This is a genomic window from Nocardioides humi, assembly GCF_006494775.1.
GTDB lineage: Bacteria > Actinomycetota > Actinomycetes > Propionibacteriales > Nocardioidaceae > Nocardioides > Nocardioides humi.
Genome location: NZ_CP041146.1, coordinates 1,752,350 through 1,777,218 on the forward strand (window position 1 = coordinate 1,752,350; position 24,869 = coordinate 1,777,218).

Annotated in this window: 24 protein-coding genes, 1 tRNA gene and 3 pseudogenes; 4 read left to right on the top strand and 24 right to left on the bottom strand. The window is 73.8% G+C overall.

The features are described from left to right. Positions 1-3: 3 nt before the first annotated feature. The 5 genes from FIV44_RS08660 to FIV44_RS08680 all read right to left on the bottom strand — a co-directional run bounded on the left by FIV44_RS08660 (position 4) and on the right by FIV44_RS08680 (position 5,012). Positions 4-933 (bottom strand): glycosyltransferase, encoded by a 930-nt coding sequence (locus FIV44_RS08660; RefSeq protein WP_141004092.1) that lies wholly within the window; start codon positions 931-933, stop codon positions 4-6. Positions 934-1,059: 126 nt separating this feature from the next. Then, positions 1,060-1,701 (bottom strand): LuxR C-terminal-related transcriptional regulator, encoded by a 642-nt coding sequence (locus FIV44_RS08665; RefSeq protein ID WP_141007795.1) that lies wholly within the window; start codon positions 1,699-1,701, stop codon positions 1,060-1,062. Then, positions 1,698-2,942 carry a sensor histidine kinase gene (locus FIV44_RS08670; RefSeq protein ID WP_141004093.1) on the bottom strand — a complete coding sequence of 415 codons (1,245 nt, stop codon included), beginning with the start codon at positions 2,940-2,942 and terminating at the stop codon, positions 1,698-1,700. Before FIV44_RS08670 ends, FIV44_RS08665 begins: the two co-directional genes overlap by 4 nt. An 85-nt stretch (positions 2,943-3,027) precedes the next feature. Continuing rightward, complete coding sequence (locus FIV44_RS08675) at positions 3,028-4,275, bottom strand: FtsX-like permease family protein (RefSeq protein ID WP_219996351.1); 1,248 nt, start codon at positions 4,273-4,275, stop codon at positions 3,028-3,030. Continuing rightward, complete coding sequence (locus FIV44_RS08680) at positions 4,272-5,012, bottom strand: ABC transporter ATP-binding protein (protein WP_141004094.1); 741 nt, start codon at positions 5,010-5,012, stop codon at positions 4,272-4,274. The genes FIV44_RS08675 and FIV44_RS08680 overlap by 4 nt, the downstream gene beginning before the upstream one ends. 231 nt (positions 5,013-5,243) lie before the next feature. On the opposite strand from FIV44_RS08680, the gene FIV44_RS08685 reads away from it, so the two are divergent. Beyond that, entirely contained in the window at positions 5,244-5,423 is a 180-nt protein-coding gene (locus FIV44_RS08685; RefSeq protein WP_141004095.1) for a DUF5999 family protein, read from the top strand. A gap of 27 nt (positions 5,424-5,450) precedes the next feature. Next, the gene (locus FIV44_RS08690; protein WP_141004096.1) at positions 5,451-6,362 is read left to right on the top strand and encodes an NAD(P)H-binding protein; all 912 of its coding nucleotides are present in this window, start codon (positions 5,451-5,453) and stop codon (positions 6,360-6,362) included. Between the two features lie 22 nt (positions 6,363-6,384). Here the strand turns inward: FIV44_RS08690 and FIV44_RS08695 are convergent, their stop codons facing one another. From FIV44_RS08695 to FIV44_RS08760, 15 genes and pseudogenes are all read right to left on the bottom strand, one after another. Further along, entirely contained in the window at positions 6,385-7,077 is a 693-nt protein-coding gene (locus FIV44_RS08695; protein ID WP_141004097.1) for a CPBP family glutamic-type intramembrane protease, read from the bottom strand. Between the two features lie 142 nt (positions 7,078-7,219). Continuing rightward, complete coding sequence (locus FIV44_RS33940) at positions 7,220-7,600, bottom strand: AMP-binding enzyme (protein WP_425465169.1); 381 nt, start codon at positions 7,598-7,600, stop codon at positions 7,220-7,222. Positions 7,601-7,777: 177 nt separating this feature from the next. Further along, a pseudogene (locus FIV44_RS33945) lies at positions 7,778-8,823 on the bottom strand (AMP-binding protein); the annotation flags it as partial. Positions 8,824-8,880: 57 nt separating this feature from the next. Further along, positions 8,881-9,726: an ABC transporter permease gene (locus FIV44_RS08705; protein WP_141004098.1), complete on the bottom strand. Its 846-nt coding sequence runs from the start codon at positions 9,724-9,726 to the stop codon at positions 8,881-8,883. Then, on the bottom strand, positions 9,726-10,670 hold the full coding sequence (locus tag FIV44_RS08710; RefSeq protein ID WP_141004099.1) for an ABC transporter permease: 945 nt from the start codon (positions 10,668-10,670) through the stop codon (positions 9,726-9,728). Before FIV44_RS08710 ends, FIV44_RS08705 begins: the two co-directional genes overlap by 1 nt. Beyond that, positions 10,667-11,665 (bottom strand): oligopeptide/dipeptide ABC transporter ATP-binding protein, encoded by a 999-nt coding sequence (locus FIV44_RS08715; RefSeq protein ID WP_141004100.1) that lies wholly within the window; start codon positions 11,663-11,665, stop codon positions 10,667-10,669. The genes FIV44_RS08710 and FIV44_RS08715 overlap by 4 nt, the downstream gene beginning before the upstream one ends. Beyond that, complete coding sequence (locus FIV44_RS08720; RefSeq protein ID WP_141004101.1) at positions 11,662-12,648, bottom strand: ABC transporter ATP-binding protein; 987 nt, start codon at positions 12,646-12,648, stop codon at positions 11,662-11,664. The genes FIV44_RS08715 and FIV44_RS08720 overlap by 4 nt, the downstream gene beginning before the upstream one ends. A gap of 15 nt (positions 12,649-12,663) precedes the next feature. Then, on the bottom strand, positions 12,664-14,190 hold the full coding sequence (locus FIV44_RS08725) for an ABC transporter substrate-binding protein (protein ID WP_141004102.1): 1,527 nt from the start codon (positions 14,188-14,190) through the stop codon (positions 12,664-12,666). A 70-nt stretch (positions 14,191-14,260) separates the two neighbouring features. Beyond that, positions 14,261-15,016 (bottom strand): SDR family NAD(P)-dependent oxidoreductase, encoded by a 756-nt coding sequence (locus tag FIV44_RS08730; protein WP_141004103.1) that lies wholly within the window; start codon positions 15,014-15,016, stop codon positions 14,261-14,263. Further along, positions 15,013-15,813, bottom strand: coding sequence for an enoyl-CoA hydratase/isomerase family protein (locus tag FIV44_RS08735; RefSeq protein WP_141004104.1), 801 nt, complete (start codon positions 15,811-15,813; stop codon positions 15,013-15,015). The genes FIV44_RS08730 and FIV44_RS08735 overlap by 4 nt, the downstream gene beginning before the upstream one ends. Before the next feature lies 1 nt (position 15,814). Then, positions 15,815-17,380, bottom strand: a complete 1,566-nt coding sequence (locus FIV44_RS08740; protein WP_281285814.1) for a CocE/NonD family hydrolase — start codon at positions 17,378-17,380, stop codon at positions 15,815-15,817. Between the two features lie 67 nt (positions 17,381-17,447). Then, the gene (locus tag FIV44_RS08745; protein ID WP_141004106.1) at positions 17,448-18,215 is read right to left on the bottom strand and encodes an SDR family NAD(P)-dependent oxidoreductase; all 768 of its coding nucleotides are present in this window, start codon (positions 18,213-18,215) and stop codon (positions 17,448-17,450) included. 12 nt (positions 18,216-18,227) lie between these two features. Then, positions 18,228-19,046, bottom strand: coding sequence for an enoyl-CoA hydratase/isomerase family protein (locus tag FIV44_RS08750; RefSeq protein ID WP_141004107.1), 819 nt, complete (start codon positions 19,044-19,046; stop codon positions 18,228-18,230). Then, on the bottom strand, positions 19,043-19,780 hold the full coding sequence (locus FIV44_RS08755; protein ID WP_141004108.1) for an SDR family NAD(P)-dependent oxidoreductase: 738 nt from the start codon (positions 19,778-19,780) through the stop codon (positions 19,043-19,045). Before FIV44_RS08755 ends, FIV44_RS08750 begins: the two co-directional genes overlap by 4 nt. After that, positions 19,777-20,757, bottom strand: a complete 981-nt coding sequence (locus FIV44_RS08760; RefSeq protein ID WP_141004109.1) for an amidohydrolase family protein — start codon at positions 20,755-20,757, stop codon at positions 19,777-19,779. Before FIV44_RS08760 ends, FIV44_RS08755 begins: the two co-directional genes overlap by 4 nt. A gap of 126 nt (positions 20,758-20,883) precedes the next feature. Between FIV44_RS08760 and FIV44_RS33950 the strand changes: the two are divergent. After that, positions 20,884-21,000, top strand: a pseudogene (locus tag FIV44_RS33950) (TetR/AcrR family transcriptional regulator); the annotation flags it as partial. A 167-nt stretch (positions 21,001-21,167) separates the two neighbouring features. Then, positions 21,168-21,452, top strand: coding sequence for a TetR-type transcription factor C-terminal domain-containing protein (locus FIV44_RS08770; protein WP_141004110.1), 285 nt, complete (start codon positions 21,168-21,170; stop codon positions 21,450-21,452). Positions 21,453-21,460: 8 nt separating this feature from the next. Here FIV44_RS08770 and FIV44_RS08775 read toward each other — a convergent pair. From FIV44_RS08775 to rlmB, 4 genes and pseudogenes are all read right to left on the bottom strand, one after another. Then, positions 21,461-21,539: transfer RNA gene (locus FIV44_RS08775), tRNA-Gln, on the bottom strand. Positions 21,540-21,763: 224 nt separating this feature from the next. Continuing rightward, entirely contained in the window at positions 21,764-22,285 is a 522-nt protein-coding gene (locus FIV44_RS08780; protein ID WP_141004111.1) for an LppU/SCO3897 family protein, read from the bottom strand. A 94-nt stretch (positions 22,286-22,379) separates the two neighbouring features. After that, on the bottom strand, positions 22,380-23,900 hold the full coding sequence (locus FIV44_RS08785) for a metallophosphoesterase (protein WP_246086893.1): 1,521 nt from the start codon (positions 23,898-23,900) through the stop codon (positions 22,380-22,382). Then, positions 23,897-24,867 (bottom strand): annotated as a pseudogene (gene rlmB, locus FIV44_RS08790) (23S rRNA (guanosine(2251)-2'-O)-methyltransferase RlmB). The gene FIV44_RS08785 and the pseudogene rlmB overlap by 4 nt, the downstream one beginning before the upstream one ends. Positions 24,868-24,869 lie beyond the last annotated feature (2 nt).

Consider the following 24,869-nt stretch of genomic DNA (forward strand, 5'->3'; position numbering starts at 1 on the left):
CTGTCAGGCGACGAGCTCGGGAGCCAGCTCGGTGGGGTCGGCGAGCCGGGCGAGACGACTCACCTGCAGTGACGCGGCGCGTCGTACGTGCTCGAGGTCGAGCTGCTCGTCGCCGTGCACCATGACGGCGAGGCCGCGCTGCTCCAGGCTCTCGGTCATGCGTACCTGATGGTCGTCGCACGCCTCGCCGTGCTCGGCCGTGCGCGGCAGCACCACCGGGACCCGGCCGGCGGCCAGCGAGGTGAGGATCGAGCCGGCGCCGCCGTGGGTGATCACGACCGACGAGGCCGCCATGGCGTCCTCCAGGTCGCTCGGCGAGAGCCACTGATTGCGGACGACGCCGTCGGCGAGGTCGGTGCTGCCGACCTGCCAGGTGATGGCGACCCCGCGCAGGGCGCTCTCCACCTGCCGCACGGCTCGGGGGAACGGGAAGTTCTCACCGCCCAGGGCCACGACGGCGCTGGAGACCGCCGGGGCGGGCTCCAGGGGCGCGGCGACGAAGGCGCTGAAGGCGTCGGCGGCCTCGGTCCAGCGGCCTCCCCATCCGGCACGGGGAGCCAGCAGCTGGGCCCGGGGCAGCCGCGCTGCCAGCCGACCGGTCAGCGACGGCCCGTCGAGGCGGGCGACCGACTCGACGTAGGTGATCGGCGTGCGGTGACAGGCCGCCGCGAGCAGGTGCGGGACGGCCTGGGCGGCGCCGGTGGTGACCACGCGGCTCGGCCGCAGGCGCCGGTGCAGCGCGAACGCCTGTCGCAGGTTGCGCCAGGCGCCGGCGAGGTCGCGCGAATAGATCCTGGGCATCCAGGTGACGTCGTCGTGGCCCTCCAGCCGATGGACCGTCTGGGGGTGGCGGGGAACCGCCCAGTGCCGGTCGGCGAGGTCGATGCCGTGACTCTCGACGAGGAGCTCCAACTCGGTGAAGTGCCCCCGCACGAACAGGCCAACAGCACCGGACCGGTGGCGGGGCGAGTGCGCATGGTCCCAGGGGAACCGTGAGCGGCAGCTCCGATGGTCGTTGAGTGAGGTCTTTACCCCACCTGGGTGAACAGTGGCGTCTCGTCAGCGCCCGTCGAGCCAGGCCAGCACGGCCAGCACCCGCCGGTTGTCGTCGGGCGCCTGCGGCAGGTCGAGCTTGGTGAAGATGTTGTTGATGTGCTTCCCGACGGCCTTCTCGGTGACGACCATCCGGGCCGCGACGGCGGCGTTGGAGCGGCCCTCGGCCATCAGGGTGAGCACCTCCCGCTCGCGGTCGGTGAGCCGGTCCAGCGGCCGGCTGCGGGCGCTGACGAGCGCCGCCACCACCTCGGGGTCGAGCACCGTGCCGCCGTCCGCGACCTGCCGGACGGCGGCGAGGAAGCCGTCGACGTCGGCGACCCGGTCCTTGAGCAGGTACCCGATCGCCCCCTCCCCGCCGGCGAGCAGGTCCCGGGCGTACAGCGGCTCCACCCACTGGCTGAGCACGAGCACCGGGAAGGCCGGCCGCGACGCGCGGGCCGCGGTGGCGGCCTCCAGGCCCTCGGTGGTGTGCGTCGGCGGGAGGCGTACGTCGACCACGGCCAGGTCGATGTCGTCGCGGGCGAGCGCCCGGGTGAGGGAGGGCGCGTTGTCCACCGCCTCGACCACCTCGATCCCGCCGGACTCGAGGATCCGGGTGAGGCCTACGCGCAGCAGCGCCTGGTCCTCGGCGAGCACGGCCCTCAGCCGATCCGGCACGGCACCTCCATCCGGACCGTGGTCGGCCCGCCCGCGGGGCTGTCGACGGCCAGGGTGCCGTCGAAGGCGGCCAGCCGGCGCTCCACCCCGGTGAGCCCGGACCCGGCGGCGTCGGCGCCGCCCCGGCCGTCGTCGCCGACGACGAGGCGCAGCCGGTCGCCGTCGTACGTCCCGGTCGCCCAGGCCCGGCTCGCCGCGGCGTGCTTCGTGGTGTTGGCGAGGCACTCGGCGACGGCGAAGTAGGCGGCGGACTCGACCGGCGCCGGGAGGCGGGGTACGTCGACGGCGACCGCCACGGGGACGGGCAGCGCCACGGCCAGCGCCTCGATCGCGCCCGCGAGGCCGCGGTCGGCGAGGACCGGCGGGTGGATGCCGCGGACCACCGAGCGCAGGTCGTCGAGGGCGTCCATCGTGGTCTCCCGCGCCTCCCGCAGCAGGGCGGCGGCGCCCTGGGGGTCGGTCTGGAGCAGCTTCTCGGCGAGCCCGACGCTCATCCCGACCGACGCGATCCGGGCCTGGGCCCCGTCGTGGAGGTCGCGCTCGATGCGGCGCACCTCCGCCGCGGAGTGGTCGAGGGTCTCGGCCCGGGACTCCTCCACCCGCTCGACCCGCTCGGCGAGCGCGGCGACCCGGTCGTGGCCGAGGATGCCGCGCTCCGCACGGGCGCGGGCCCGCACCAGCGGCTCGGTCACGAACCACCAGACGAGCAGCAGCGGGCCGCTGAACAGGAGCAGCAGGAGCCACACCCACTCCCCCGCGGTGAGCGCGAGGATCAGCCAGGTCAGCGGCGTGGTCAGCAGCGCCACCGGCAGCAGCGACATCACGAAGCCGCCGGTCGCGGAGAAGCAGAGGAACCCGAAGTCCCGCCAGCGCGCCGGGTCGCGCAGCCAGCGGACCGGCCGGACGACGACGGCGGTGCCCGCGGTCGGGGCGTACGCCGCGACGATCGGCTCCTCGAGCAGCCGGCCGCTCACCCGGCGGTGGGTCGCGGTGAGCGCCGCGGTCGCGGGCACGACGCCGAGGGCCAGGGCGAAGCCGGCCCCGACCAGGCCCAGCGGGATGCAGAGCAGGGTGAGGATCACCAGCGCCAGGGACGGGAGGAAGGAGGCGGCGTACCCGGCCGAGAGCAGGGTCAGCCGGGCCCGCTCGCCGATCCCGGCGGCGGTCACCGGGCTCGGCCGGAGCGGCCGCAGCGGCGCCAGTACGTCCATCGTGGCCAAGTCTGTCATCGCCCGGCCCCGACCAGGGTGTCCCGCACCGTGCCCCGGGTCGCGGCCCGCGCCGATGCCAGGGTCACCGCGACCACGGCCGCGATCACCGCCGGCACCAGCCACAGGCCGCCGTCCGGGACCGCGCCCTCGTCGCGGGCGATCGCGAAGGGGACGACCGTGGTGAGCGCGGCCAGGGTCCCCAGGAGCACGCCGATCGCGGCGACGACCGCGGCCTCCGCGACCACCGAGCCGCGGACCTGGCGGGGGTGGCGCCCAGCAGCCAGAGCCGGCGCAGCTCCTCGCGGCGGTGGGCGACCGTGGCGACGAACGCGTTGACGACCATGATCGCCGCGAACAGCGCGATCATCCCGACCACCACGTTGTTGAGCAGGTTGATGGTGGCGCTGTCCTCCGTGCCGGCGGGCAGCGTGCGCCGGTCGATGTTCACCAGCAGCAGGGTGCCGACCGCGGCGGAGGTCAGCACGATGACCGGGGCGAGGACGCCGGCGAGCAGGTGCGCGCGCCGGGCCGTGTTGTACGACGCCAGGTGCGCCGCCGCGGACGTTCCCGCGAAGAGCCGGACCGGGCCTGCGCACCAGCGCAGCAGCACGGGCGCGAGCACCGCCAGGCCGACGCCGACCAGGATCGAGCTGGAGCCGCTGGTGGCCATCGCGGCGTAGGGGTCCTCGTCGTGGGCACTCACGGTGATCGTGACGACCGCCATGGCGACGCCGTAGCCGATGAGCAGCAGCGCGATCGCCACCCGCCACCAGCGCATCCGGCCCTGCTCGCCGCCGCTCTCGCGGACCAGCACCCCGGCCGGGCCGCGGGTGGCGCGCCGGGCGGCCACCGCGGCGGCGAGGGCGGAGACGAGCAGCACGAGGAGGGCGGCGCCGGCGACCGAGGCCGGCCCGGCGTCGTACTGCGTGCGCTCGGAGACCAGCCCGCCGGACCGGATCAGCGCGAAGAGCGCGCGGCCGGCGACGGAGGCGAGCAGGGCGCCGAGGACGGCGGCGGTGACGGCGATCGCGCCGGTCTCCCGGGCGATCAGCCGCCGGGCCTGGCGCGGGGTCGCGCCGATGGTGCGCAGGAGGCCGATCTCGCCGGCCCGCTGGGTCGTGGTGATGCCGACGGTGGAGGCGACGGAGAAGAGCACGATGACCGCGCCCCAGCCGCCGACGACGGCGCCGAGGATGACCAGGGTGTCGCTGTCGGCGCCGGAGGCGGCGGAGGAGGACTCGGCGAGGGTCGCGAAGGAGCCGATCAGCAGGGTGCCGAGCAGGACCGCGAGGAAGGTGGCGACCGCGGCGCGGGGGCGGTGGCGCAGGCTGCGCAGGGCCAGGGCGTTCATGCCGACACCAGCTCGTCGAGGTGGGCCAGCTGGCCGGCGACGGCGTCGGCGGTCGGGTGGGCCATCCGGCCCGCGACCCGGCCGTCGACGAGGAAGACCACCTCGTCGGCGTACGACGCGGCGACGGGGTCGTGGGTCACCATCACCACCGTCTGCCCGAGCTCGGCGACGCTGCTGCGCAGCACGCCGAGCACCTGGCGGGCGGTGGCGGAGTCGAGGGCGCCGGTGGGCTCGTCGGCGAGCAGCACGTCCGGGGCGCTGAGCAGCGCCCGGGCGATCGCCACCCGCTGCTGCTGGCCGCCGGAGAGGCTGCCGGGCAGGTGGTGGGCGCGATCGGCGAGGCCGACGCGGTCGAGCAGCATGCGGACCCGGGCGCGGTCCGGCCGCCTCCCGGCGAGCCGGCTGGGGAGGGCGACGTTCTGTGCGGCGGAGAGGTACGGCAGCAGGTGGAAGCCCTGGAAGACGAACCCGATCCGCTCGCGGCGCAGCCGGGTCCGGCGCTCCTCGTCCCAGTCGGTGACGTCCTCACCGCCGACGAGGACCCGGCCGCCGGTCGGGCGGTCCAGGCCGGCGGCGCAGGACAGGAAGGTGGACTTGCCGGAGCCGGACGGCCCCATCACGGCGGTGAAGGTACCCCGCCGGAAGGCGAGGTCGATGCCGGCGAGGGCGACGACGGTGTTGTCGCCGCTGCCGTAGGTGCGGGTGAGGTCCCGGACCTCGAGCGCGGTGGCGGACATGGCTGCTCCTGGGCTGTTCGCCGGGCTGTCTTCCCGGCGGCGGATCGGTCGTCTCCGACGCTAGGGACGGCCGGCGCCGTCCTCGATGGGCCTGGGCCGCCGGTGCGGGGTGGGGTTTTCCCCACCCCGCCTTTCGGGACACGGCTTCCTTTTTCGCCGAAAGCGCGTGCATCCGCGGCCGATGGGGCGTATCACGAGAGATGACAGAACGAGCCGAAAGGGAGCACGACGATGTGTGACCACTCACCCGAGTGCCCGTCCGCCGGGGACGCGAACTGCTGCACCGCCCACGTGACCGCCGACCACAGCGAGCAGGGCTGGTGCCGGCTCTGCAACGGCGTCATCCTGTTCGACGACGGCGCGTACCTCACGCCCGAGGGGCGGGCGATGGCGCTGCCGCACCCGGCCTGAGCCTGGAGCGTCCCCGTACGCTCGGGGATGGCGGACACGTCCACGGTGCTGGTCACCGGCGCGACCGGGTTCATCGGCAGCCGGCTCGCCCGCGCCCTCGTCGACGACGGCGCGACGGTGCGGGCGCTCACCCGTCGCCCGGACGCGTACGACGGGCCGGGCACGCCGTACGGCGGCGACGTCGCCGACGAGGGATCGCTGGCCGACGCGCTGGCGGGCGCCGACGTCGCCGTGTACCTCGTGCACGCGCTGGACCGGGAGGACTTCGCCGAGCGCGACGCCGCCGCGGCCCGCTCCTTCGGGCGCGCGGCCGCCCGGGCGGGGGTCCGCCAGATCGTCTACCTGGGCGGCCTCGGCGACGAGGGCGACGACCTCTCGCCCCACCTGCGGTCGCGCCGCGAGGTCGAGGGCCTGCTCGGCGCGGCCGGCGTGCCGGTGACGGTGCTGCGGGCCGCGATCGTCGTCGGCCACGGCGGCATCTCGTGGGAGCTCACCCGCCAGCTGGTGAAGAACCTGCCCGCGATGGTCGTGCCGCGGTGGACGGCCACGCGGACGCAGCCGATCGCCGTCGACGACGTGATCCGCTACCTGGTGGGCGTGATCGGCGACGAGCGCGCCCTCGGCGAGGTGTTCGAGATCGGCGGCCCGGAGGCGATGACGTACGTCGACATGCTGACCGTCGCCGCGGAGGTGGCCTCGGGCCGGCCGGTCCCGATCGTGCGGGTACCCGTGCTGACGCCCCGCCTGTCGTCGTACTGGCTGGCGCTGGTGACCGACGTGGACGTCACGACGGGACGCAACCTGATCGACTCGATGAGCACCGAGGTCGTGGTGACCGACCACCGGATCCGCGCGCTGGTGCCCGGTGATCCCCTCCCCTACCGCGAGGCGGTACGACGCGCGCTCGCCGAGCGGCTCGCCGGGGGCGACGCGATCTGAGCGACCCGAGCGATCCCGGGCGTCAGGCGAAGAGGAGGGGCAGCGCGAAGAGCATCGCCAGCGACCAGGTGCAGTGGGTCAGGGCCGGCCCGAGCACGCCGCCCGAGGCACGGCGCTGCAGACCGACGAGGACGCCGAGCAGCACGGCGGCGAAGGCGAGCATCACGTTGCCGGTGGCGAGCGTCGCGAGGACGTACCCCACCGTCGTCCAGGCCACCGGGTGGCGCGGCACCGCCGCGTAGGCGGCACCGCGGAAGAAGAGCTCCTCGGCCACGCCGTTGACCACCGTCACGACGACGAGCAGGCCGAGCGAGCCCCGGTCCGCGATGTCCACGACCGAGCGGACCTGCTGGTCGAGCCACGGGACCTCCCGGACCACCAGGGCGCCGGCCACGAACAGCGCCGCCAGGGCGAGCCCGAGGACCACCGGCGTCACCACCGGGCGCACCGGCGAGCCGCCCCGACCGCCCGCGATCCGGCCGAGGTGGAGCGGTCCCGACGCGAACGCCCCGACCGTCCACACCGCCGCGAGCGCGAAGGTCGCCGGGTAGAACCAGGCGCTGCCCGGCTCGATCCGCAGCGAGACGCCGAGAAGCAGCGCCCCGGCGACCACCCCCGCCGCCGTCACCCGCCGCCGGCGGCGCAGCGCCGCCGGGCTCTCCCGGTCCTCGCGCGGCACGACGTCCCACAGCGCCCGACGCAGCCAGCGGTGCACGGCCCACCTCCTCGCCCCGAAACTACGGCCCCGGCGGTCGTGCACAGCACCGGCGTACGGTCGAGTCTGTCCCCACCTGGACCCCCGCCCCGCCGCCGTCGCGCCGGACAGGGGCGACCGACGGGCGACCGAGCGGCGACGGCTACGTGCGTCGCCGGCCGATGTGCTCCTTGCGGATCCTGATCCCCAGGTCCTCGCGATCGATCGTGTCCGGCGTGATCCCCGCCGCCCGCAGGGTGTGCTTCTGGACCTTGCTCGTCGGGGTCTTGGGCAGCTCGTCGAGAACGCGGAAGTAGCGCGGGACCATGAAGTGCGCCAGACGCGGGCGGATGAACTCGATCAGCTCCTGGACGTCGATGGTCCGCCCCGGGGCGGGCGCCACGATCGCCAGCACCTCGTCCTCGCCGTCCGGGCTCGGGGTGGCCACGATGGCCACCTCCGACACGCTGGGGTGCGCGATGATCTCGCTCTCCACCTCGAACGACGAGATGTTCTCGCCACGGCGGCGGATGGTGTCGCCCATCCGGTCCACGAAGAAGTACTCGCCGTCCACCTGCCGGAAGGCGTCGCCCGTGTGGAACCAGCCGTTGCGCCAGGCCGCGGCCGTCGCCTCCGGCCGCCCCAGGTACTCGGTGGCGATGGTCCACGGCTCGGCGCCGCGCACGACCAGCTCGCCGACCTCCCCGTCCGGGACCTCGAGGTCGTGCTCGTCGACGAGCCGGACCTCCATCCCCGCACGCACCCGTCCGGAGGTGCCGTCCCGGGCCGGGTTCGGCCCCGAGATGATCGGGATCGAGATCTCGGTCATGTTGTACATCGCCACGACCTCGACCCCGAACCGCCCGGCGAACGTCGCCGCGTCCGACAACGGGATCATGAAAACCCGCCGCAGCGAGTGGTCCCTGTCGGCGGCGGACGGCTCCTGCTTGCTGAGATAGGTCGCCATCACCCCCAGCAGGGTCACGTGCGTCGGCCGGGTCGCCCGGACGAGGTCCCAGAAGTCCCCGGTCCGGAAGCCGGAGGTCAGCACGATGCTGCCGCCCAGCACCACCGCCGCGTTGACCCCGATCGTCCCGCCGGCATGGAACAGCGGCAGGGTCACCAGGTACCTGTCCTCGGCGCCGAAGTCGCCGGCGAAGGCCGCCTGCGCGCACGCCGACAGCTGTGCGTAGGAGCACACGACGCCCTTCGAGGCCCCGTGGTGCCGGAGGTCAGTACGACGGCGTAGGGGTCCCACGGCATGACGTCCGGCCACGCGGCCGGCTCCGGCGGAGGGTCGCGGTCCAGCACGGAGGCGTCGTGCACCCGCAGCCCGCCGACCGTCCCCGTCCCGCCGACGACGATCACGTCGGTCAGTCCCGCGTGGTCGACCGTCTCCAGCCGGTCGAGGAGATCCGCGTGCACGACGGCCACCGACGCGTCCGAGAGTGCGACGGAGTGCTCCAGGAGACCACCGCGATAGGCGGTGTTGAGCGGCACGAGCGCGGCTCCCAGGAGGTTGACGCCGAGCCACACCCGCAGCGCGTCGGAGCCCGTGGGCAGCCACGAGACGACCCGGTCCCCCCGGCCGACCCCGACGCGACGCAGGGCATGGGCCACCCTCTCGGCCTCGTGCAGGGTCTCCCGGTAGGTCCATCGCCGGCCGTCCTCGAACACGACGAGGGTGCGGTCCGGGTGCTCGGCCGCGCGACTCCGAAGGGCCTGCGGCAGCACAGCCGCGTCGCTGGTCAGCCAACTCGCGTTCATGGGTCTCCTGTCGTCGTTGTCGATGATGCAGGTGGGATGGGCGCTGCGCACGCCGGGTCACCGCCGGCGCGGGTCCAGGAGCCGCTGCGCCTCCTCGCCCACGATGTTGAGCGCGAAGACGGTGAGGGCGATCGCCGCGCCGGGCACGAAGATGCTCATCGGCGCCCGCTCGAGGAAGGTGTAGGAGCGCGCCAGGATGGTGCCCCAGGAGGCCGTGGGCGGCTGGACGCCGAGCTGCAGGAAGCTCAGGCTGGCCTCGGCGATCAGCGCGAAGCCCATCAGCACGGCCAGCTGGGCGATGATCGGCTGGACGACATTGGGCACGACGTGGGGAAGGATCATCCGCCGCACGCCGCGGGCCCCGAACGACGATGCCGCCTCGATGTAGGTCTGCCCCGCCACGGCCATGGTCTGCGCCCGCGTCAGACGCACCACGACCGGGGTCAGCACGATGCCGACGGCGGCCATGGCGGTGGTGATGTCGGGCCCCAGCATCGCGGTGATGCCGATGGCGAGAACGAGGGCGGGGAAGGCCATGACGGTGTCCAGCAGGCGCATGAGGACCGCGTCCGGCCACCCCCCGACGTACCCCGCCAGGATGCCCAACGGGAATCCCACGACCACCGCGATCCCGACGGCCAGCAGCGCCGCGAGGATCGAGACCCGCGTGCCGTGCAGCAGCCGGCTGAGGACGTCCCGTCCCAGGTCGTCGGTGCCCAGCGGGTGCTCCCCGCTGGGCCCGAGGAGGACGGAGGTGAGGTCCTGCTGGTTCGGCGCGTGCGGCGCGAGGACGTCGGCCAGGAGCACCACGGCGACGACGACGGCGAGGATCCCGTAGCTGAGCCAGATCACGGCCGACGGGCGTGGGGCGGTGCGGACGGGCCGGCTGAGCGTCGTCGCCATCACGAGATCCTCGGGTCCAGGAGGCGGTAGGAGATGTCGACGACCAGGTTCGTGACCAGCACGATGACCGCCGCCAGCAGCACCACGGCCTGGATGACGACGTAGTCGCGCTGGTTCGTCGCCTCCACGACGAGCGAGCCGATGCCGGACAGGCCGAAGACCGACTCGACCACCACCGCGCCGCCGACGAGGTGCGACACCTGGATCCCCAGGATCGTCGCCAGCGGCAGGCTCGAGTTCTTCAGGGCGTGCTGCCACACGATGGAGCGGCGGGACAGGCCCTTCGCACGCAGGGTCCGGACGTAGTCGGAGCCCAGATTCTCGATCATCGCCGACCGCACCTGCCGGCATATCTCGGCGGAGCCGACCATGCCCAGCGCGATCGACGGGAGGACGAGCGCGCGGACGGCGTTCGCCGGGTCGTCGCGGAAGTCCACGCCACCCGGCCCGGGGAGCCAGCCGAGCTGCACGGCGAACACGGCGATCAGCATCATGCCCAGCCAGAAGTTCGGGATGGCGATCCCCGCCGTCGCCGCGGTCGTGAGCAGACGGTCCGCCCAGCTCCCGGGACGCTGCGCCGCGGCGATCCCGCTGGGGACGCCGATCACGACCGCCACGAGCAGCGCGAAGAGCGTCAGCAGCAGGGTCACCGGAAGGCGGTCGAGCACGATCTCGGCGACGGGCTGCCCCGTGCGATAGGACGTCCCGAGGTCGCCGGTGACCACGCCACCGACCCACTCCAGGTAGCGGGCGAGCACCGGCTGGTCGAGACCCAGGTCGCCGCGGATGGCGGCCAGCCTCTCCTCGCTGGCGTACTCGCCGGCGAGCGCGACCGCCTGGTCGCCCGGGATCAGCTGCTGCAGCAGGAAGGCGACCAGGGTCGCGAGCAGCAGGGTGGGCGCCGTCCACATCAGCCGGGACGCCACGGCGGAGGCGATCCTCACCGGGCACCTCGCATCGCTCGCGGGTCGGCCGGGACCGGGCCGTAGAGGTCCGCGACGCGCAGGCACGCCGAGGCGCCGCCGCTCTCGACGGGGACGAGGACCGGCAGGTCGCGCGCGCAGGCGGCGCTCGCGTGCAGGCACCGGGGATGGAAGCGGCACCCGCTGGGCGGCGCCAGCGGGCTGGGGACGTCGCCGCGCAGCACGATCCGATCGCCCCCGCCGGGCTGGTGCACGTCGGGCCGCGCCGAGAGCAGGGCCTCCGTGTACGGATGGCGCGGCGCCTCCAGCAGGTCGTCGGCCGCGGCGGTCTCGACCAGCTTGCCGAGGTACATCACCGCGACACGGTCGGCGATGTGGCCGACCACCCCGAGGTCGTGGCTGATGAACACGACCGTCAGGTCGTGCTCGTCCTTCAGGTCGCCGAGGAGGTTCAGGATCTCCGCCTGCAGCGCCACGTCCAGCGCGGCGACGGACTCGTCGCAGACGATCAGCCGCGGCCGGGTCACGAGGGCCCGGGCGATGTTGACCCGCTGCTTCTGACCGCCGCTGAGCTGGTGGGGATAGCGATCGTGCAGGTGGGCGGGGAGCCCGACGTCCGCCAGCGCCCGCCGGGTCAGCTCGTCGCGATCGCGCCGTTCGCCACGGCGCAGGACGTCGAGCGGCTCACGGACGCTCTGGTGCACCCGCCGGCGCGGGTCGAGCGCGCTGTGCGGATCCTGGAACACCATCTGGACCTCGCCGGTGAAGTCGTGGCGGCGCTGCCGCGGCATCCGCGCCACGTCCTCGCCCAGCCACGAGACCGACCCAGCGCTCGTCGGGACCAGACCCAGCATCGCGCGCGCCAGCGTCGACTTCCCCGAGCCGCTCTCCCCGATCAGGCCGAGCGTCTGCCCCTGGACGATGTCCAGGCTCACCCCGTCGACGGCCGACACGCTCCGCCGCCGCCCGAGGGGGAAGCGCACCGCGACGTCGTCGAGCCGCATCAGGACGGTCATGTCCCGCTCCCCGCGAGATGCAGCTCCTCGGCACGTACGCACCGGACCTGCCGACCGTCGGCCATCGGGCGCAGGTGGGGCGTCGCGCCGCACGCGGACCGCGCGTGCGCGCAGCGGTCGGCGAAGACGCAGCCCTCGACGACCCGCCCGGGCGGCGGCACCACACCGGGAATGGTCGGCAGGCGGCCGCCGCGGTGCTGCGGAGCGGGCAGCGCGGCGAGCAGACCGGACGTGTAGGGGTGGAGCGGACGGGCGAGCACCTCCGCGACCGCGCCGGACTCGATGACACGGCCGGCGTACATCGTGATCATCCGGTGACACATCTGTGCCACCACACCGAGGTCGTGGGTCACGAACACCACGCCCATCCCCTCGTCGCGGGCCAGGCCCGAGATCAGCTCCAGCAGCTGGGCCTGGATCGTGGCGTCGACAGCAGTGGTCGGCTCGTCGGCGATCAGCAGGCGCGGCGAGCACGCGAGCGCCAGCGCGATCACCACGCGCTGCCGCATCCCGCCCGAGAGCTCGTGCGGGTAGGCCCGCAGCCGGGCCCGCGGATCGGGGATGCCGACCTGGTCGAGCAGCTCGACGGCCCGCGCGGTCGCCTGCCGCCGGCTCGTCCCCTGACGCCGCCGGAGCGTCTCGACGAGCTGGTGGCCGATCCGGAACACGGGGTCCAGGGCCGTCATCGGCTCTTGGAAGACCATCGCCATCGGTACGTCGGCGTGCGGACGCCGACGACCCGCCTCGTCCCACAGGGGCTCCCCGCGCAGCCGTGCCTCCCCCTGGACCCGCGAGGTGCGCGGGTCCAGGAGGCCCATGAGCGCCAGCGAGGTGACGGTCTTCCCGCTCCCACTCTCGCCGACCAGACCGACGACCTCCCCCGGCGCGACGTCGAAGGAGACGCCGTGCAGCGCCTGCACCTCCGTCCCGTGCGCGCTGAAGAAGACGTCGAGGCGGTCGACGCCGAGCAGTGCCTCACTCATGGCAGCACCTGCTCCTCAGCCCAGGGAGACGCCGAGGAGCCTCGGCTTGCCGAGGAGGTTGTCCTCGAAGCCGGAGACGTCCTCGCCGAGGGCGATCAGGTTGTCCGGGAAGGAGATCGGCAGGAAGGACGCGTTCTCGAAGACCGCCCGGGCGGCCTCCTGGAAGCCGGGCGCCCGCTCCGCGTTCTCCAGCGACGCGTCGGTGCTCGCCAGCGCCTCCGCGAGGCCCGGGGTCGCCAGGCCGGAGACGTTGTAGAAGCTGCTCTCCGAGAAGAGCACGTCGAACGCCATCTTGGGGTCGGGACGTCCCGTGAACGCCGACAGCAGGGCGGGCTCGGCGTGATCGACGAAGTACGCGTTGACCGCCTGGACGCCCTCCAGGGGCTTCAGGTCGACAGTGACGCCGACAGCTGCCCACTGCTGCTGCAGGATCTCACCCATCCGGACGGTGCCGGCGTCGGCGCTGAGCAGCATGTCGAAGGTCAGGTCCGATGCGCCGGCCTCCGCGAGCAGCGTGCGGGCGAGGTCCGGGTCGAAGTCGTAGGCCAGATCGCCGTTCGCGGCCCAGTAGCCGTCCGGGAACGGCCCCGACGCCGGGCTGCCCAGGCCGAAGTAGGCGCTCTGCACGATCGTCTTGCGGTCGATCGCGAGGTTCAGCGCCCGGCGGACGCGCACGTCCTTCAGCTCCGGCGAGCCGATGTCGAAGTACACCTGGTCTACCCACAGGCGCGGCGTCCTGACCAGCTGGATGCCCGACTCGTCGTCCAGCTCGGCGGCGTCGGCCGGCGCATAGCCCAGCGCGACGTCCTGCTTGCCGGACCGCAGCGAGGTGGCTCGGGTGGTCGGGTCGGCGATCACGTTGAACTGGATCTCCGGCACGCGCACCGCGTCGGCGTCCCAGTAGTCGTCGAACCGCTCGACGCGGAGGAACTGGCCACGGTTCCACTTCACGATCTCCCACGGGCCGGCGCCCACCGGGTGGTCGCTGACGTCGCCGTCGCTCTCCTCCACCGCGGCCGGCGAGACCATCATGCCGGCGCGATCGGAGAGGACCATGAGCAGCGAGGCGTCCGGCTCGGACAGCTCGAGCGTCACGGTGAGCGGGTCGTCGACCCGGATCGAGGTGACCGAGGCGAGGTCGACCGCGACGTTCGAGCCCTCGCCCTTGGCGCGCTCGAGGTTGAACCGGACCGCCTCGGCGTCCAGCGCGGTCCCGTCGTGGAAGGTCAGTCCCTCCCGCAGGGTGAGGGTGAGCTCCTCCGGGCTCGTCTGCGACCAGGACTCGACCAGGCCGGGCCGCGCCACCATGTCGGCGTCGAAGCTGATCAGCGTCTCGTAGAGGGGGTAGAGCATCACGTGGTCCCCTCCGGCGCTGCCGAGGATGGGGTCGAGAGAGGACGCGTCGGCCGGCACCGCGACGTCCAGCCGCTGGTCCCCTCCCCCGCTGCCGCCGTCGCCACCGCAGGCGGTGACGGTCAGGGTGAGGGCGGCGACCATCGCCACGCCCGCCCGCTTGAGCGTCATGAGCTTGCTTGACCTCATGGTTTTCTTCCTTCCTTGACAGCGCTCGGCGCGCTGGGGTCTGTCAGGTGCGGCCCGAGCCGTCGTGCCGCTAGCGCAGCGAGTTGCCTCCGTCGGCGATCAGCGACTGGCCGGTCACCCAGTCCGCGGACACGCTGCACAGGAAGCTCACGACCGCGGCGATGTCCGCGGCGCGCCCGACCCGGCCGAGCGGCGTCGCGCGCCGGACGGCCTCCTTGAGGCGTTCGGGATCCGCGGTGATCTCGGCCAGGGCGTCGGTGTCGACGACGCCGCCGACAGCCGTGTTGGCGGTGACGCCCCGGTGCCCGAGCTCGGCGGCCAGGTAGCGCACGACGCTCTCGACCGCGGCCATGGACGCCGCGATCGGCGCGTAGCCGGGAACGTGCCGGTGCGTGCCGGTGCTCGTCACCGCCACCACCCGGCCGCCGCCGTCCAGGTCGGCGCCGGCGGCCTCGACCAGGCTGAGCAGCGCCCCGAGCCGGGCCGCGAACATCTCCTGGTACGCCGCCAGGGGCACGTCCAGGGACGGCCCCAGGCCCGGGTGGTCCGCACCGAAGCCGGTGGCGTTCGAGACGATCGCACGCACCGGTCCCAGCGCCGCCCGGGCGTCGATCACGAGCCGGCGGCACGACTCGGGTGAGCGCACGTCGACCTGGTAGGCCGCCGCTCTCCCGCCCTGACGCTCGATCGTCGCGACGAGGTCCCTCGCGGCGTCGGCCCGTGCGAAGTAGCCGACGGCGACGTCGTACCCGTCCCTGGCCAGGCGCTCGGCGACCGCGCGGCCGATGCCCCGGCTCGCACCGGTGACGACGGCGAGCCCGCTCATGCCGGCTCCCCGAGTCCCCCGAAGCCGACCTGATCACCGGCGGCCGCCCGCGCGTAGCGCTCGCGCGCCGCCTGCTGCAGGCGCAGCGACTCCGGCGTCGCGAGGAGCTCCCCGAACGCGCCGCCCTCGAGGCGGAGGGCGTCGGAGAGCCCGAGCTCCGCACCCTCGCGCAGCACCCGCTTGGCGGCCGCCACCGCGGCGCGCGGCAGGTCCGCCAGCGCGGCCGCGGAGGCACGGACCTCGGCACGGAAGTCGCCGGTGAGGACCCGGCTGACGATCCCGAGCCGGGCCGCGTGGTCCGCGTCGACCCGCAGGCCGGTGATCACGAGGTCGGTGGCGGGTCCCCGGCCGATCAAGCGGATCAGGCGCTGGGAGCCGCCCGCTCCCGGGATGATGCCCAGCGCGGTCTCGATCGCGGAGAAGTGGGCGCGCGGACCGGCCCAGCGCAGGGTGCAGGCCAGCGCCAGCTCCAGCCCTCCGCCCCACGCCTGGCCGTCGATCGCGGCGACGACCGGCTGCGGCATCGTCTCGATCAGGCGCATCGTCGTGTACCACGCCCGCGCCTCCGGCACGGGGCCGTCGGCGAGGCGGCCGAGCTCGTCGAGGTCGGCGTGCGCGATGAAGCGGTCCTCGTCGGCGCTCGCCAGCACGATGACGGCCGCGTCCGGGTCGTCCGCGAGGTCGGACAGGTGCGCGCCGAGCTCCTCGAGGGCGGCGAAGGTGAGGAAGTTGCGAGGCGGGTTGTCGTAGACGAGCTCGACCACGCCTCCGGCGCGCTCGAGGTTCCAGAGCGGCATGTCAGGGCCGGCCTTCCTGTGGCAGGACGTCGAGGGAGAGCGCCGACTCCGCGAGGTGGAGGTCGACGACGACGGTGCGGGCCTCGGCGGAGGTGCTCGAGGGCGCGCCGGTGCTGAGGTTGCGGTCGAGGTGCGGGAAGGCGCTGCCCGCGACGAGCAGGCCCAGCCGGTGCCCGCGCCCGAAGCGCTGCGCGGCGTACCCGAGGTCGACGCGGACCCGTGTGGGCGTGTCGTCGGCGGGGCGGCCGAGCACGTGGCTCAGCCGCGCCACGCCCTCGGCGACCGGGTAGACCCGGCCGTCAGGACGGACGTCGACCAGGCGGACGACGAGGTCGGCGTCCGGCCGGCTCACCGACACCGTCAGGTCCGCGCGGACGCCGCCGACGACGTCGAGCGGCTCGTCGAGCTCCGCGGTCAGGTAGCTGAGCACGTCGGGCCGGTCGAGCTGCCGGCCCAGGTCGATCGGCCCGGGCGTGGATCGCCCGAGATGGATGACCCGGCCGCCGCGGCTCGGCACCGGGTCGAGCGGGTCGTGGGCGTAGCCGTCGACGGTGCCGGCCGGCGCCGGCTCGTGGCCGAGCCCGCCGGCCGGTGTCGGATGCAGCACCCGGGCCCGGGCGGCACGGGGCGGCCAGGCGTCGGCCGTGCGCCACTGGTCGGCGCCCATGAGGAAGTACCCGACCTCGTGCCGCGGCGCGGCCGCCGCGGGATCCGCGAAGAAGGCCAGCTGCTGGGCCGGCACCGCCGCCGCCCCCGCGGAGGCGGTGATGCCGAAGTTCAGCTCGCCGGTGTGGTGCGGCAGCGGTCCGGTGTGCGCCCACGGGCCCACGACGAGGCGGTGCGGCAGGTCGGGATGCGCACGCACGGCGTCGCGGAAGGCGTCGATCGTGGCGGAGGCGAAGACGTCGAACCAGCCCGTCGTGACGAACACCGGCACCTCGATCGCGGCCGGCTCCCACTCGGGGGTGGTCGGCACCCGGCCGGCCAGCAGCGCCGGGATGTCGATCGGGAAGCCGCGCAGCCGCGCCAGCGGACCATCGGCCAGGGGCAGCGCCGTCAGGGCCGGCTCCGGGTCGAGGAGCAGGGCGTGCAGGGTGGCGACCGTCTCGGCGTCGGCGTCCTCCGGGCGGCGCCGCAGCCAGTCCGCGGCCATGTAGAGCAGCCAGCTGACGACCTGCTCGAGGCGCATCGCGCCCCCGAGCTCGCGCAGGTCGCGGCTGCCCGAGGTCACCATCGCGGCGGCCACGCCGGCCAGGCTCGGCGGGCGCTCGGCGGCGCCGAGGAAGGAGACGATGCCGCCGTACGACGTCCCCGCGAGGATCACCCGGCCGTCGCACCACTCCTGGCGGGCGACCCACTCGACGGTGTCGTAGGCGTCGTGCGCCTCCTGGTCCCACATGATCGGCTCCCAGTCGCCTTCGGAGCCGAACCGTCCCGGGTGTCCTGGCAGACGGCGGCGAAGCCGCCGTGGACGCAGTCGGCCGGTCGCAGCACGTCCGAGGAGATCAGCCGGCGCCCGTACGGCGTCCGGAAGAGCACCGCGGGCCGGGGCTCGCCGTGGTGCCACACGTCGGCCCTCAGGGTCACGTCGTCGCGCATCGGCGTCTCGACGTCGCCGAGCCAGAACGCCGCGGTCATGCCGGGCCCGCCGTCTGGAGCATGCCCAGCCCCATCTCGTTCCAGCCGGCCGTCGCGCCTCCGTCGACCGTGATGACGCCGCCGTTCATGTACGACGAGCCGGGCAACGCGGCGAAGACGGCGGCGCGGGCCTGCTCCTCGGGACGGCTGAGGCGCCCGGCCGGCGTCGCCCGGAGGAATCCGTTGCGGGCCGGGCCGTCCTCGGGCCACAGGTCGTCGGCCATCGCGGTGCGGGTCGGCCCGGTGACCATCGCCACGGCGCGGATCCCCTGGGCCCCGTAGTCGACGGCGACCGAGCGGGTCAGGCCGATCACCGCGTGCTTGGCCATGTTGTAGACCGAGGACCTCGGCGTCGCCCCGACGCCGCACATCGACGCCGTGAAGACGAACACCCCGCCCCGTTCACGCATGTGCGGCACGCCGGAGCGCACGAGGTAGAAGTTGGCGTCGCAGCACACGCCCATCACGCGGCGGTAGTCGTCGTCCGAGATCGAGTGCGGACGCCCGGGGATGCTGATCCCCGCGTTCCCGTGCACGACGTCCAGGCGGCCGTGGTCGGCCACGACGTCGCGGACCGCCGCCTCCACCGCGGCCGGGTCCGACACGTCGCAGCGCCGGATCCCGGGGCCCTCGTGCAGGTCCAGGCCCACCACGGTGGCGCCGGCCCGCTCGAAGAGCGCCATCGAGGCGGCGCCGATGCCCGACGCCGCGCCGGTGACGACCACGACGTGGCCGTCGAAGAGACCGAAGATGCTCTCGTCCATGGCGGTGTCTCCCTACTTCCCGACGAAGCGCGGGCGGCGCTTCTCGATGAACGCCGTGGCGCCCTCGAGCGCGTCCACGACCTCGGCGTTGTTGCGGATGTGGACGGCGTTCTGGAGGCGCAGCGCCTGTTGGACCGGCTGTCCGATCGCCTGCTCGCGCAGCTCCTTGAAGAGGCCGATCGCCGCGGTCGGCGCGCTCGCCAGCCGCTGTGCCTCGGCGAGCGTGGTGCTGACGAGGTCCTCGGGGGCGACGACCTTCGTGAAGATGCCGAGACGCTCGGCCTCGTCCGCGTCGAGCAGTGCGCCGGAGAGGTAGATCTCGGTCGCGCGTGCGGCACCGACGAGCCGCGACATCATCACGAGGCCGCCGGCCTGCGCGACGTTCAGCAGGGCGCTGCCCAGGCGGGCCCGCGAGCTCGCGATCCGGACGTCCCCGGCGCAGGCCAGCTCGGCGCCGGCACCGGCCGCGTCCCCGTTGATCGCCATGATGACCGGGACCCGGCTGGTCACCAGCATCTCGATGATGCGCAGGTACATCGGGTCCGGCGTGGTGCCGATCACCGGCGATCGCGTGTACTCGCCGCGCAGGTGCTCCTCGACGGCGCCGAGGTCGTCGCCCGCGCAGAAGGAGCGGCCCTCGCCGGTGATCACCAGGACGCGCGTCTCGCGGTCGGCCAGCGCTCGCTCGAGGACGGCGTACAGGTCCTCGCCGAGCTCGCGATCGATCGCGTTCAGCCGCTCCGGGCGGTTCAGCGCGATCCAGCAGACGCCGGGGTGGGGCTCGTGCGTGCGCAGCGTCGAGCAGGCGAAGTCCTCGTGCAGGGTGGTCATTGGCGGTTCATTCCTCCATCGATGAAAAGTGACTGGCCCGTGACGTAGCCGGAGTCCTCGCCGAGGAGCCAGCTGATGGCGCCGGCCACGTCGTCGGGGCGTCCCAGGCGGCGCAACGGCAGGGTTCGGGCGACGCGCTCGGCGATCGAGCGCAGCTCGCCCTCGTCGAGCATCGGCGTGTCGATGAATCCCGGGCAGACGGCGTTGGCCCGGACTCCCCGGGGACCGAGCTCGACCGCCAGGGACCGGGTCAGCGTGAGCAGGCCGCCCTTGCTGGCGTCGTACGCGACCTGTCCGGCGAAGCCGGTCACCGCGATCGAGCACACGTTGACGACCGCCGGCGACCTCCCCGCCGCCAGCAGGTCGGCCAGGTCGCGCGCCAGGCGGAACGGCGCCCGCAGGTTGACGTCGAGAACGGCGTCCCATCGCTCGTCGTCGTGGTCGGGCAGCGACGCCCTCAGCTCGATCCCGGCGTTGTTGACGAGCGCATCGAGCCCGCCGAGCCGCTCGAGCGCCTGCCCGGCGATCTCCGTCGGCGCCCGCGGGTCCCTCAGGTCGACCCCGGCCACGTGCAGCCCCGGCGGTCCCGGCTCCCGGTGCTGCCGGACGACGTCCGGCCGGTCGACCGCGAGGACCTGGGCCCCGTCGGCGAGCAGGCGGGCGGTCACCGCGGTGCCGATCCCTCCCAGCGCACCGGTGACGACGACGCGTCGCCGGTCGAGCGGGCCACTCATGCGACGGCGTCCTCGCGGCGGACCAGCAGTCGCACGGCGTTGTCGCGCAGCCACGCCGTGCGGACGTCGGGGGCGATCGGGAGGACGGACACCGCCTCGGCGACCGACGCGAGTCCCTGCGCGTGCGTCCAGCTCGTCGAGCCGAAGAGCACGCGGTCCCGCACCGATCGGGAGCCGTGGAGGAACAGCGGCTCCCAGCCCGAGCCCGCGGCGGCCATCGTCCGCGGATGGTGCGAGGAGAACTCCAGGTACACGTTCGGGTGCCGCTGCAGGAGCGCGACCGCCTCCAGGACCCAGGGCCACCCGCCGTGGCCCAGGACGATGCGCAGGCGCGGGTGACGGGTGGCCAGCGCGTCGATGACCTGCGGGCCGCTGATCGCCATGGGGGACGGCGAGAAGTTCTGTCCGCTGTGGATCCAGACCGGCAGCTCCCGGTCGGTGGCGAGCGCCCACAGCCCGTCCAGGGCCGGGTCTCGCGGATCCACGCCGTCGAGGAACGGGATCACCGACAGCCCCGGCATCCCGAGCTCGTCGACCGCTCGCACCGCCTCGACGACCGCGGCATCCGGGTCCGCCAGCGAGACGCCGCCCCAGGGCACGAAGCGGTCGCTGAGCCGCGCGATCTCGGCGACGTGGTCGTTCACGGTGCCGCCCGCACAGGGCCACGGGCCGCCGTGGATCACCTGCACGATGTCGTGCCTCTCGAGCTCGGCGACCCGCTCCCGCGGATCGAAGGCCGCCGCGGCCACGTCGGCCAGATCCTCGATCGCGGCGTCGAGGTCCTCCGCCAGCGCGGCCAGCACCTGCCGGGTGGAGCGACCGGACATCGCGGCGAAGCGGGCCGCGAACACCACGCCGTAGCGCGGGGCGGCGGTGAGCAGCGCCCCCAGGTAGGCACGCCAGCCCTCGCGGCGCAGGACGACGTCGCACATGTCGACGACCGCGGCCCGCGAGGTGAACGGCATCACAGAGTGCATGAACGTTTGTTTACCAGTGCTCGCACGTCCGCGTCAACAAACGTTCATATATTCGTGTACGGTCGGGTCGTGACCACCGCGAAGACCGACGCGCGCCAGACCGACACGGCCCGGCGCATTCTCGACGTGGCCACCGAGCTGTTCTTCACCAACGGCTACCCCGCGACCTCGGTCCGCCAGATCATGCAGGCGTGCAACGTCACGGCGGGCTCGCTGTACAACCACTTCGGGTCCAAGGAGGACGTGCTGTACGCGATCCTCATGCGATCCCTCGACGACTCGGTCGCGTCCCTCCTGCACGCGCACCGCACCGCGGACGACAACGCGACCGCCCAGCTCCGCGCCCTGGTGGGGGCGATCTCGATCTTCCACTCGGAGCGGCAGCTCGAGGGACTGGTCAGCCAGACCGAGTGGCGACACCTGCCCCCGAGCGGGCCGCCGACGTCCTCGAGCAGCAGAAGAGGATCCGGCGGCTCTTCGAGGGCTGCCTGCGACGCGGGATCGCCGACGGCGAGTTCACCCTCGCCGCGGTCGGCGCCGACACCGACATCACCGCCAAGTCGATCCTCGACCTGTGCATCAACGCCGGCAAGTGGTTCCGGACCCACGGCCGGCTCAGCGCGCCGGAGCTGGCGCGGCAGCACGTGGAGCTGGTCACGCAGATGGTCGGAGCGACACCATCTCGCGCGACCTAGGAGACGGGCTCCCCAGGTAGGAGTCGAACCTACGTCGCTAGTCCTGATTCAAAGTCAGGCGGGCCCTGCCGGCAGACCAACTGGGGATGGCGAGAACAGCCTAGGGCCCGCCTGGCGGGGCAGCACCTCGGCCCGGCAGACCAACGGGGGATGGCGAGAACAGCCTAGGGCCCGCCTGGCGGGGCAGCACCTCGGCCCGGCAGACCAACGGGGGATGGCGTGAACAGCCTAGGGCCCGCCTGGCGGGGCAGCACCTCGGCCCGGCAGACCAACGGGGGATGGCGTGAACAGCCTAAGGCCGCAGCACCCCCTCAGGCCGCGGGCCCGAGGCAGAGCACCGTCTTGCGGGTCTTGTTCTCGAGCGGCTGCGCGCCGTCGGCACACTCGTCGCCGGCCTTGCCGACCGAGACGACCTTGACGATCGAGGTGGTGCCCGCGCCCTCCGTGCAGGCGACCTTCGTCGACGGCGTGGACATGCCGCCGAGGTCGAAGCAGTCGCCCTCCGCGGCGTTCAGCGCCAGGCAGAGGTCGGCGACGTTGCCGCTGCTGCGGTCGTTGCCGAGCGAGATCGTGTAGTTGAGCTCCGCGTCGTCGCAGCCGCCGTCCTTGCCGACCACCTTGTAGACGGCCTTCGCGTCGTCGCACTCGACCTCCTCGTGGTCGGCGTCGAAGCTGGAGCCGGTCATGACGAGGCACTCGCCGACCTTGGGCGCCTTGGCCTGCTCGACCTTCTCCTGGCCCTTGAAGAAGATGAAGTACGCCGCCGCCGCGACGGCGAGGCTGACGACGAGACCGATGATGCGGCCGAGGAGGCCTCCACCGAGGTTGGCCATTGATTTCCCTTCCGAGAGGGGCGGTCCCGAGTCACCCACAGTGAAAATGTCGGGCCTCACCCTAGGGGGAGCCCTCACCAACCATGCGGAAGGGTCAGTACGTGAGCTCGACCCACGGGTCGACGTCGTAGCGGCCGTTGGTCTGCAGGGTGATCGACTGGATGCCGACGGGGCGCCCGTCGCGGTAGGTGATCAGGCCGATGCTGGCGGGACGGCGCAGCTTGCTGCCGATGGCGATGGCGTACGCCGCGCCGCCCGTCGTGCCCAGCGTGTAGGTGTAGCCGACCCGGCCGTCCTCCGCGGTGACCGCGGTCGGCCCGGTCTGGACATGGACGTGGCCGCCGAGGACCAGGTCGACGCAGCCCCGCTCGAGCGCCGGCCTGCCGAGGTTGGCGTCGTGGACGAGCAGGGTGTTGACCCGGTCGCCGTCCTCGTCGGCGGCACAGGCGGCGTCGGCCAGCCGGTCGGCGACCTCCTTGAAGCTCAGGCCCTTCTCGTCGCGCCAGTTGCCGAGCCCGCTGGAGCGGGGATCGTCGACGCCGAGGATCCGCGAGTCGCCCGGGCCGTCGATCACCTCGTCGTCGAAGTAGGTCCAGCCGAGGTCCTCGAGGTGGCTGCGGACGAAGGTGCCGTTGTCGTGGTTGCCGGCGACCGCCCAGCGGCCGTCGAAGTCCTGGAAGACGGCGGCCAGGGAGTCGAGCGAGAACGCCTCCCAGCGGCTGCCGGTCGAGGTGTCGTCGCCGGCGTCGATCACGGCGGTGGCGCCGCCGGCGTCGGCGATCGCGCGGGCGACCTTGTCCATGCCGATGTTGTCGTGGCGGTCGGACACCATGAGGACCACCGTCTCGCCCTCCTCCGGCTCGCGGAGGTCGAGGAAGGCGGCGTCCTCGGCCGCCTCGGAGTAGAACGCCAGGCTCTGCTGGTAGCCGCTGACCGCGCTCTCCACGAGCCGCCGGGACTGCGCGGTCGTCGCGTCGGTCATCACCTCGACGTCGGCCACCTCGTCGGGCAGCGTCACGTCGGGACCGACGAAGTCGCGCAGCGAGGTCCAGCGCTCGGCGGGCCGGTCCGTGCGCCCCCAGCCGAAGGGTACGACGAGCGCGACGACCAGCACGATCGCGAGCCCGGACACGGCGATCCCACCGCGGGTGCGGAGGCCGGCGTACAGCTCGCGCCGCCGGGCCTGGCCGATCGCCGCCCACACCAGGAGCGGGACCGCGCCGAGGACGGCGCCCTGGACGAGCGCGGCCAGCGCCATCGCGGTGACCGCGCGCTCGGCGACGGCGATCTGGCCCTCGGGCTGGGAGGCGATGGCGGCGTACCGGGCGGTGAGCTCCTCGAGCGTCGCCGCGTCGGTCTTCCCGAGCTCGACCTCGATCCCGATCCGCGAGCCGGACGGCATCCGCAGGTCGGGCAGCACCGGGCCCATCCGGGCCACGACCTCACCGGAGAAGTCCGGGCTGAGCGTCGCCTCGTGGCTGGCGATCTCGACGGTCCGCTCGCTGTTGACGAAGATCGCGGCCGCGACCGCCACGGACACGACCAGCCAGGCCCCGACGTACGCGAGTACCTCGAGGAGACGGCGGGTCGGCATCGTGCGGACCAGGGCGATCACCGCTCGGCGCGGGCCTCCGCGACGGCGTACAGCGCGACCGACGCGGCGACGCCGGCGTTGAGCGACTCCAGCACACCGGCCATCGGGATGGACATCAGCCGGTCGCAGGTCTCCGCGACCAGCCGGGACAGGCCCTCGCCCTCGGAGCCGACGACCAGGACCAGCGGCCCGCGGGCGAGGTCGTCGTCGGCGACCAGCTCGGGCAGGGTGAGATCGCCGTCGGCGGCGAGGCCGACGACGAAGCAGCCGGCGTCCTGGTAGGCCTTGAGCTGCCGGGTCAGGTTGACCGTCTGCGCCACCGGGCAGCGCGCGGCCGCGCCCGCCGACGTCTTCCAGGCGGCGGCGGTCATCGACGCGGCGCGGCGCTCGGGGATGACGACGCCGTGGGCGCCGAAGCCCGCGGCGCTGCGGACGATCGCGCCGAGGTTGCGCGGGTCCGTGATCGAGTCGAGGACGACGACCAGCGGCGCCCGGCCCCCTCCTCCGCGGCGGCGAGCAGGTCGTCGGGGTGGGCGTACTCGTAGGCCGGGATCCGTGCGGCCAGGCCCTGGTGGACGGCGCCGTCGGTGAGCCGGTCCAGCTCGCCCCGGCTGACCTCGAGCAGCCCGACGCCGTGCTCGGCCGCGAGCCGGAACACCTCGCGCAGCCGGCCGTCGCGCTCGGCCCCCTCGGCGACGTACACCGAGGTCACGGGCACCCGCTCGCGCAGCGCCTCGACCACCGGGTTGCGCCCGGCGATCCACTCGTCGCCGCCCGGCTTGCGGCGCGGGCCGCGGCTACCGCCGCCGCGCTTCTCGGCGCGCTTCTTCGCCTCGGCGGCCTTGTGGGCCTTGTGGTACTCGCGGTCGACCGCCTTCGGGGTCGGCCCCTTGCCCTCCAGGCCGCGGCGGACCCGGCCGCCGGAACCGGCGGTGGGCTTCTTGCTCGTCTTGCGGATCGCGCCCTTGCGGGAGGAGTTGCCTGCCATTG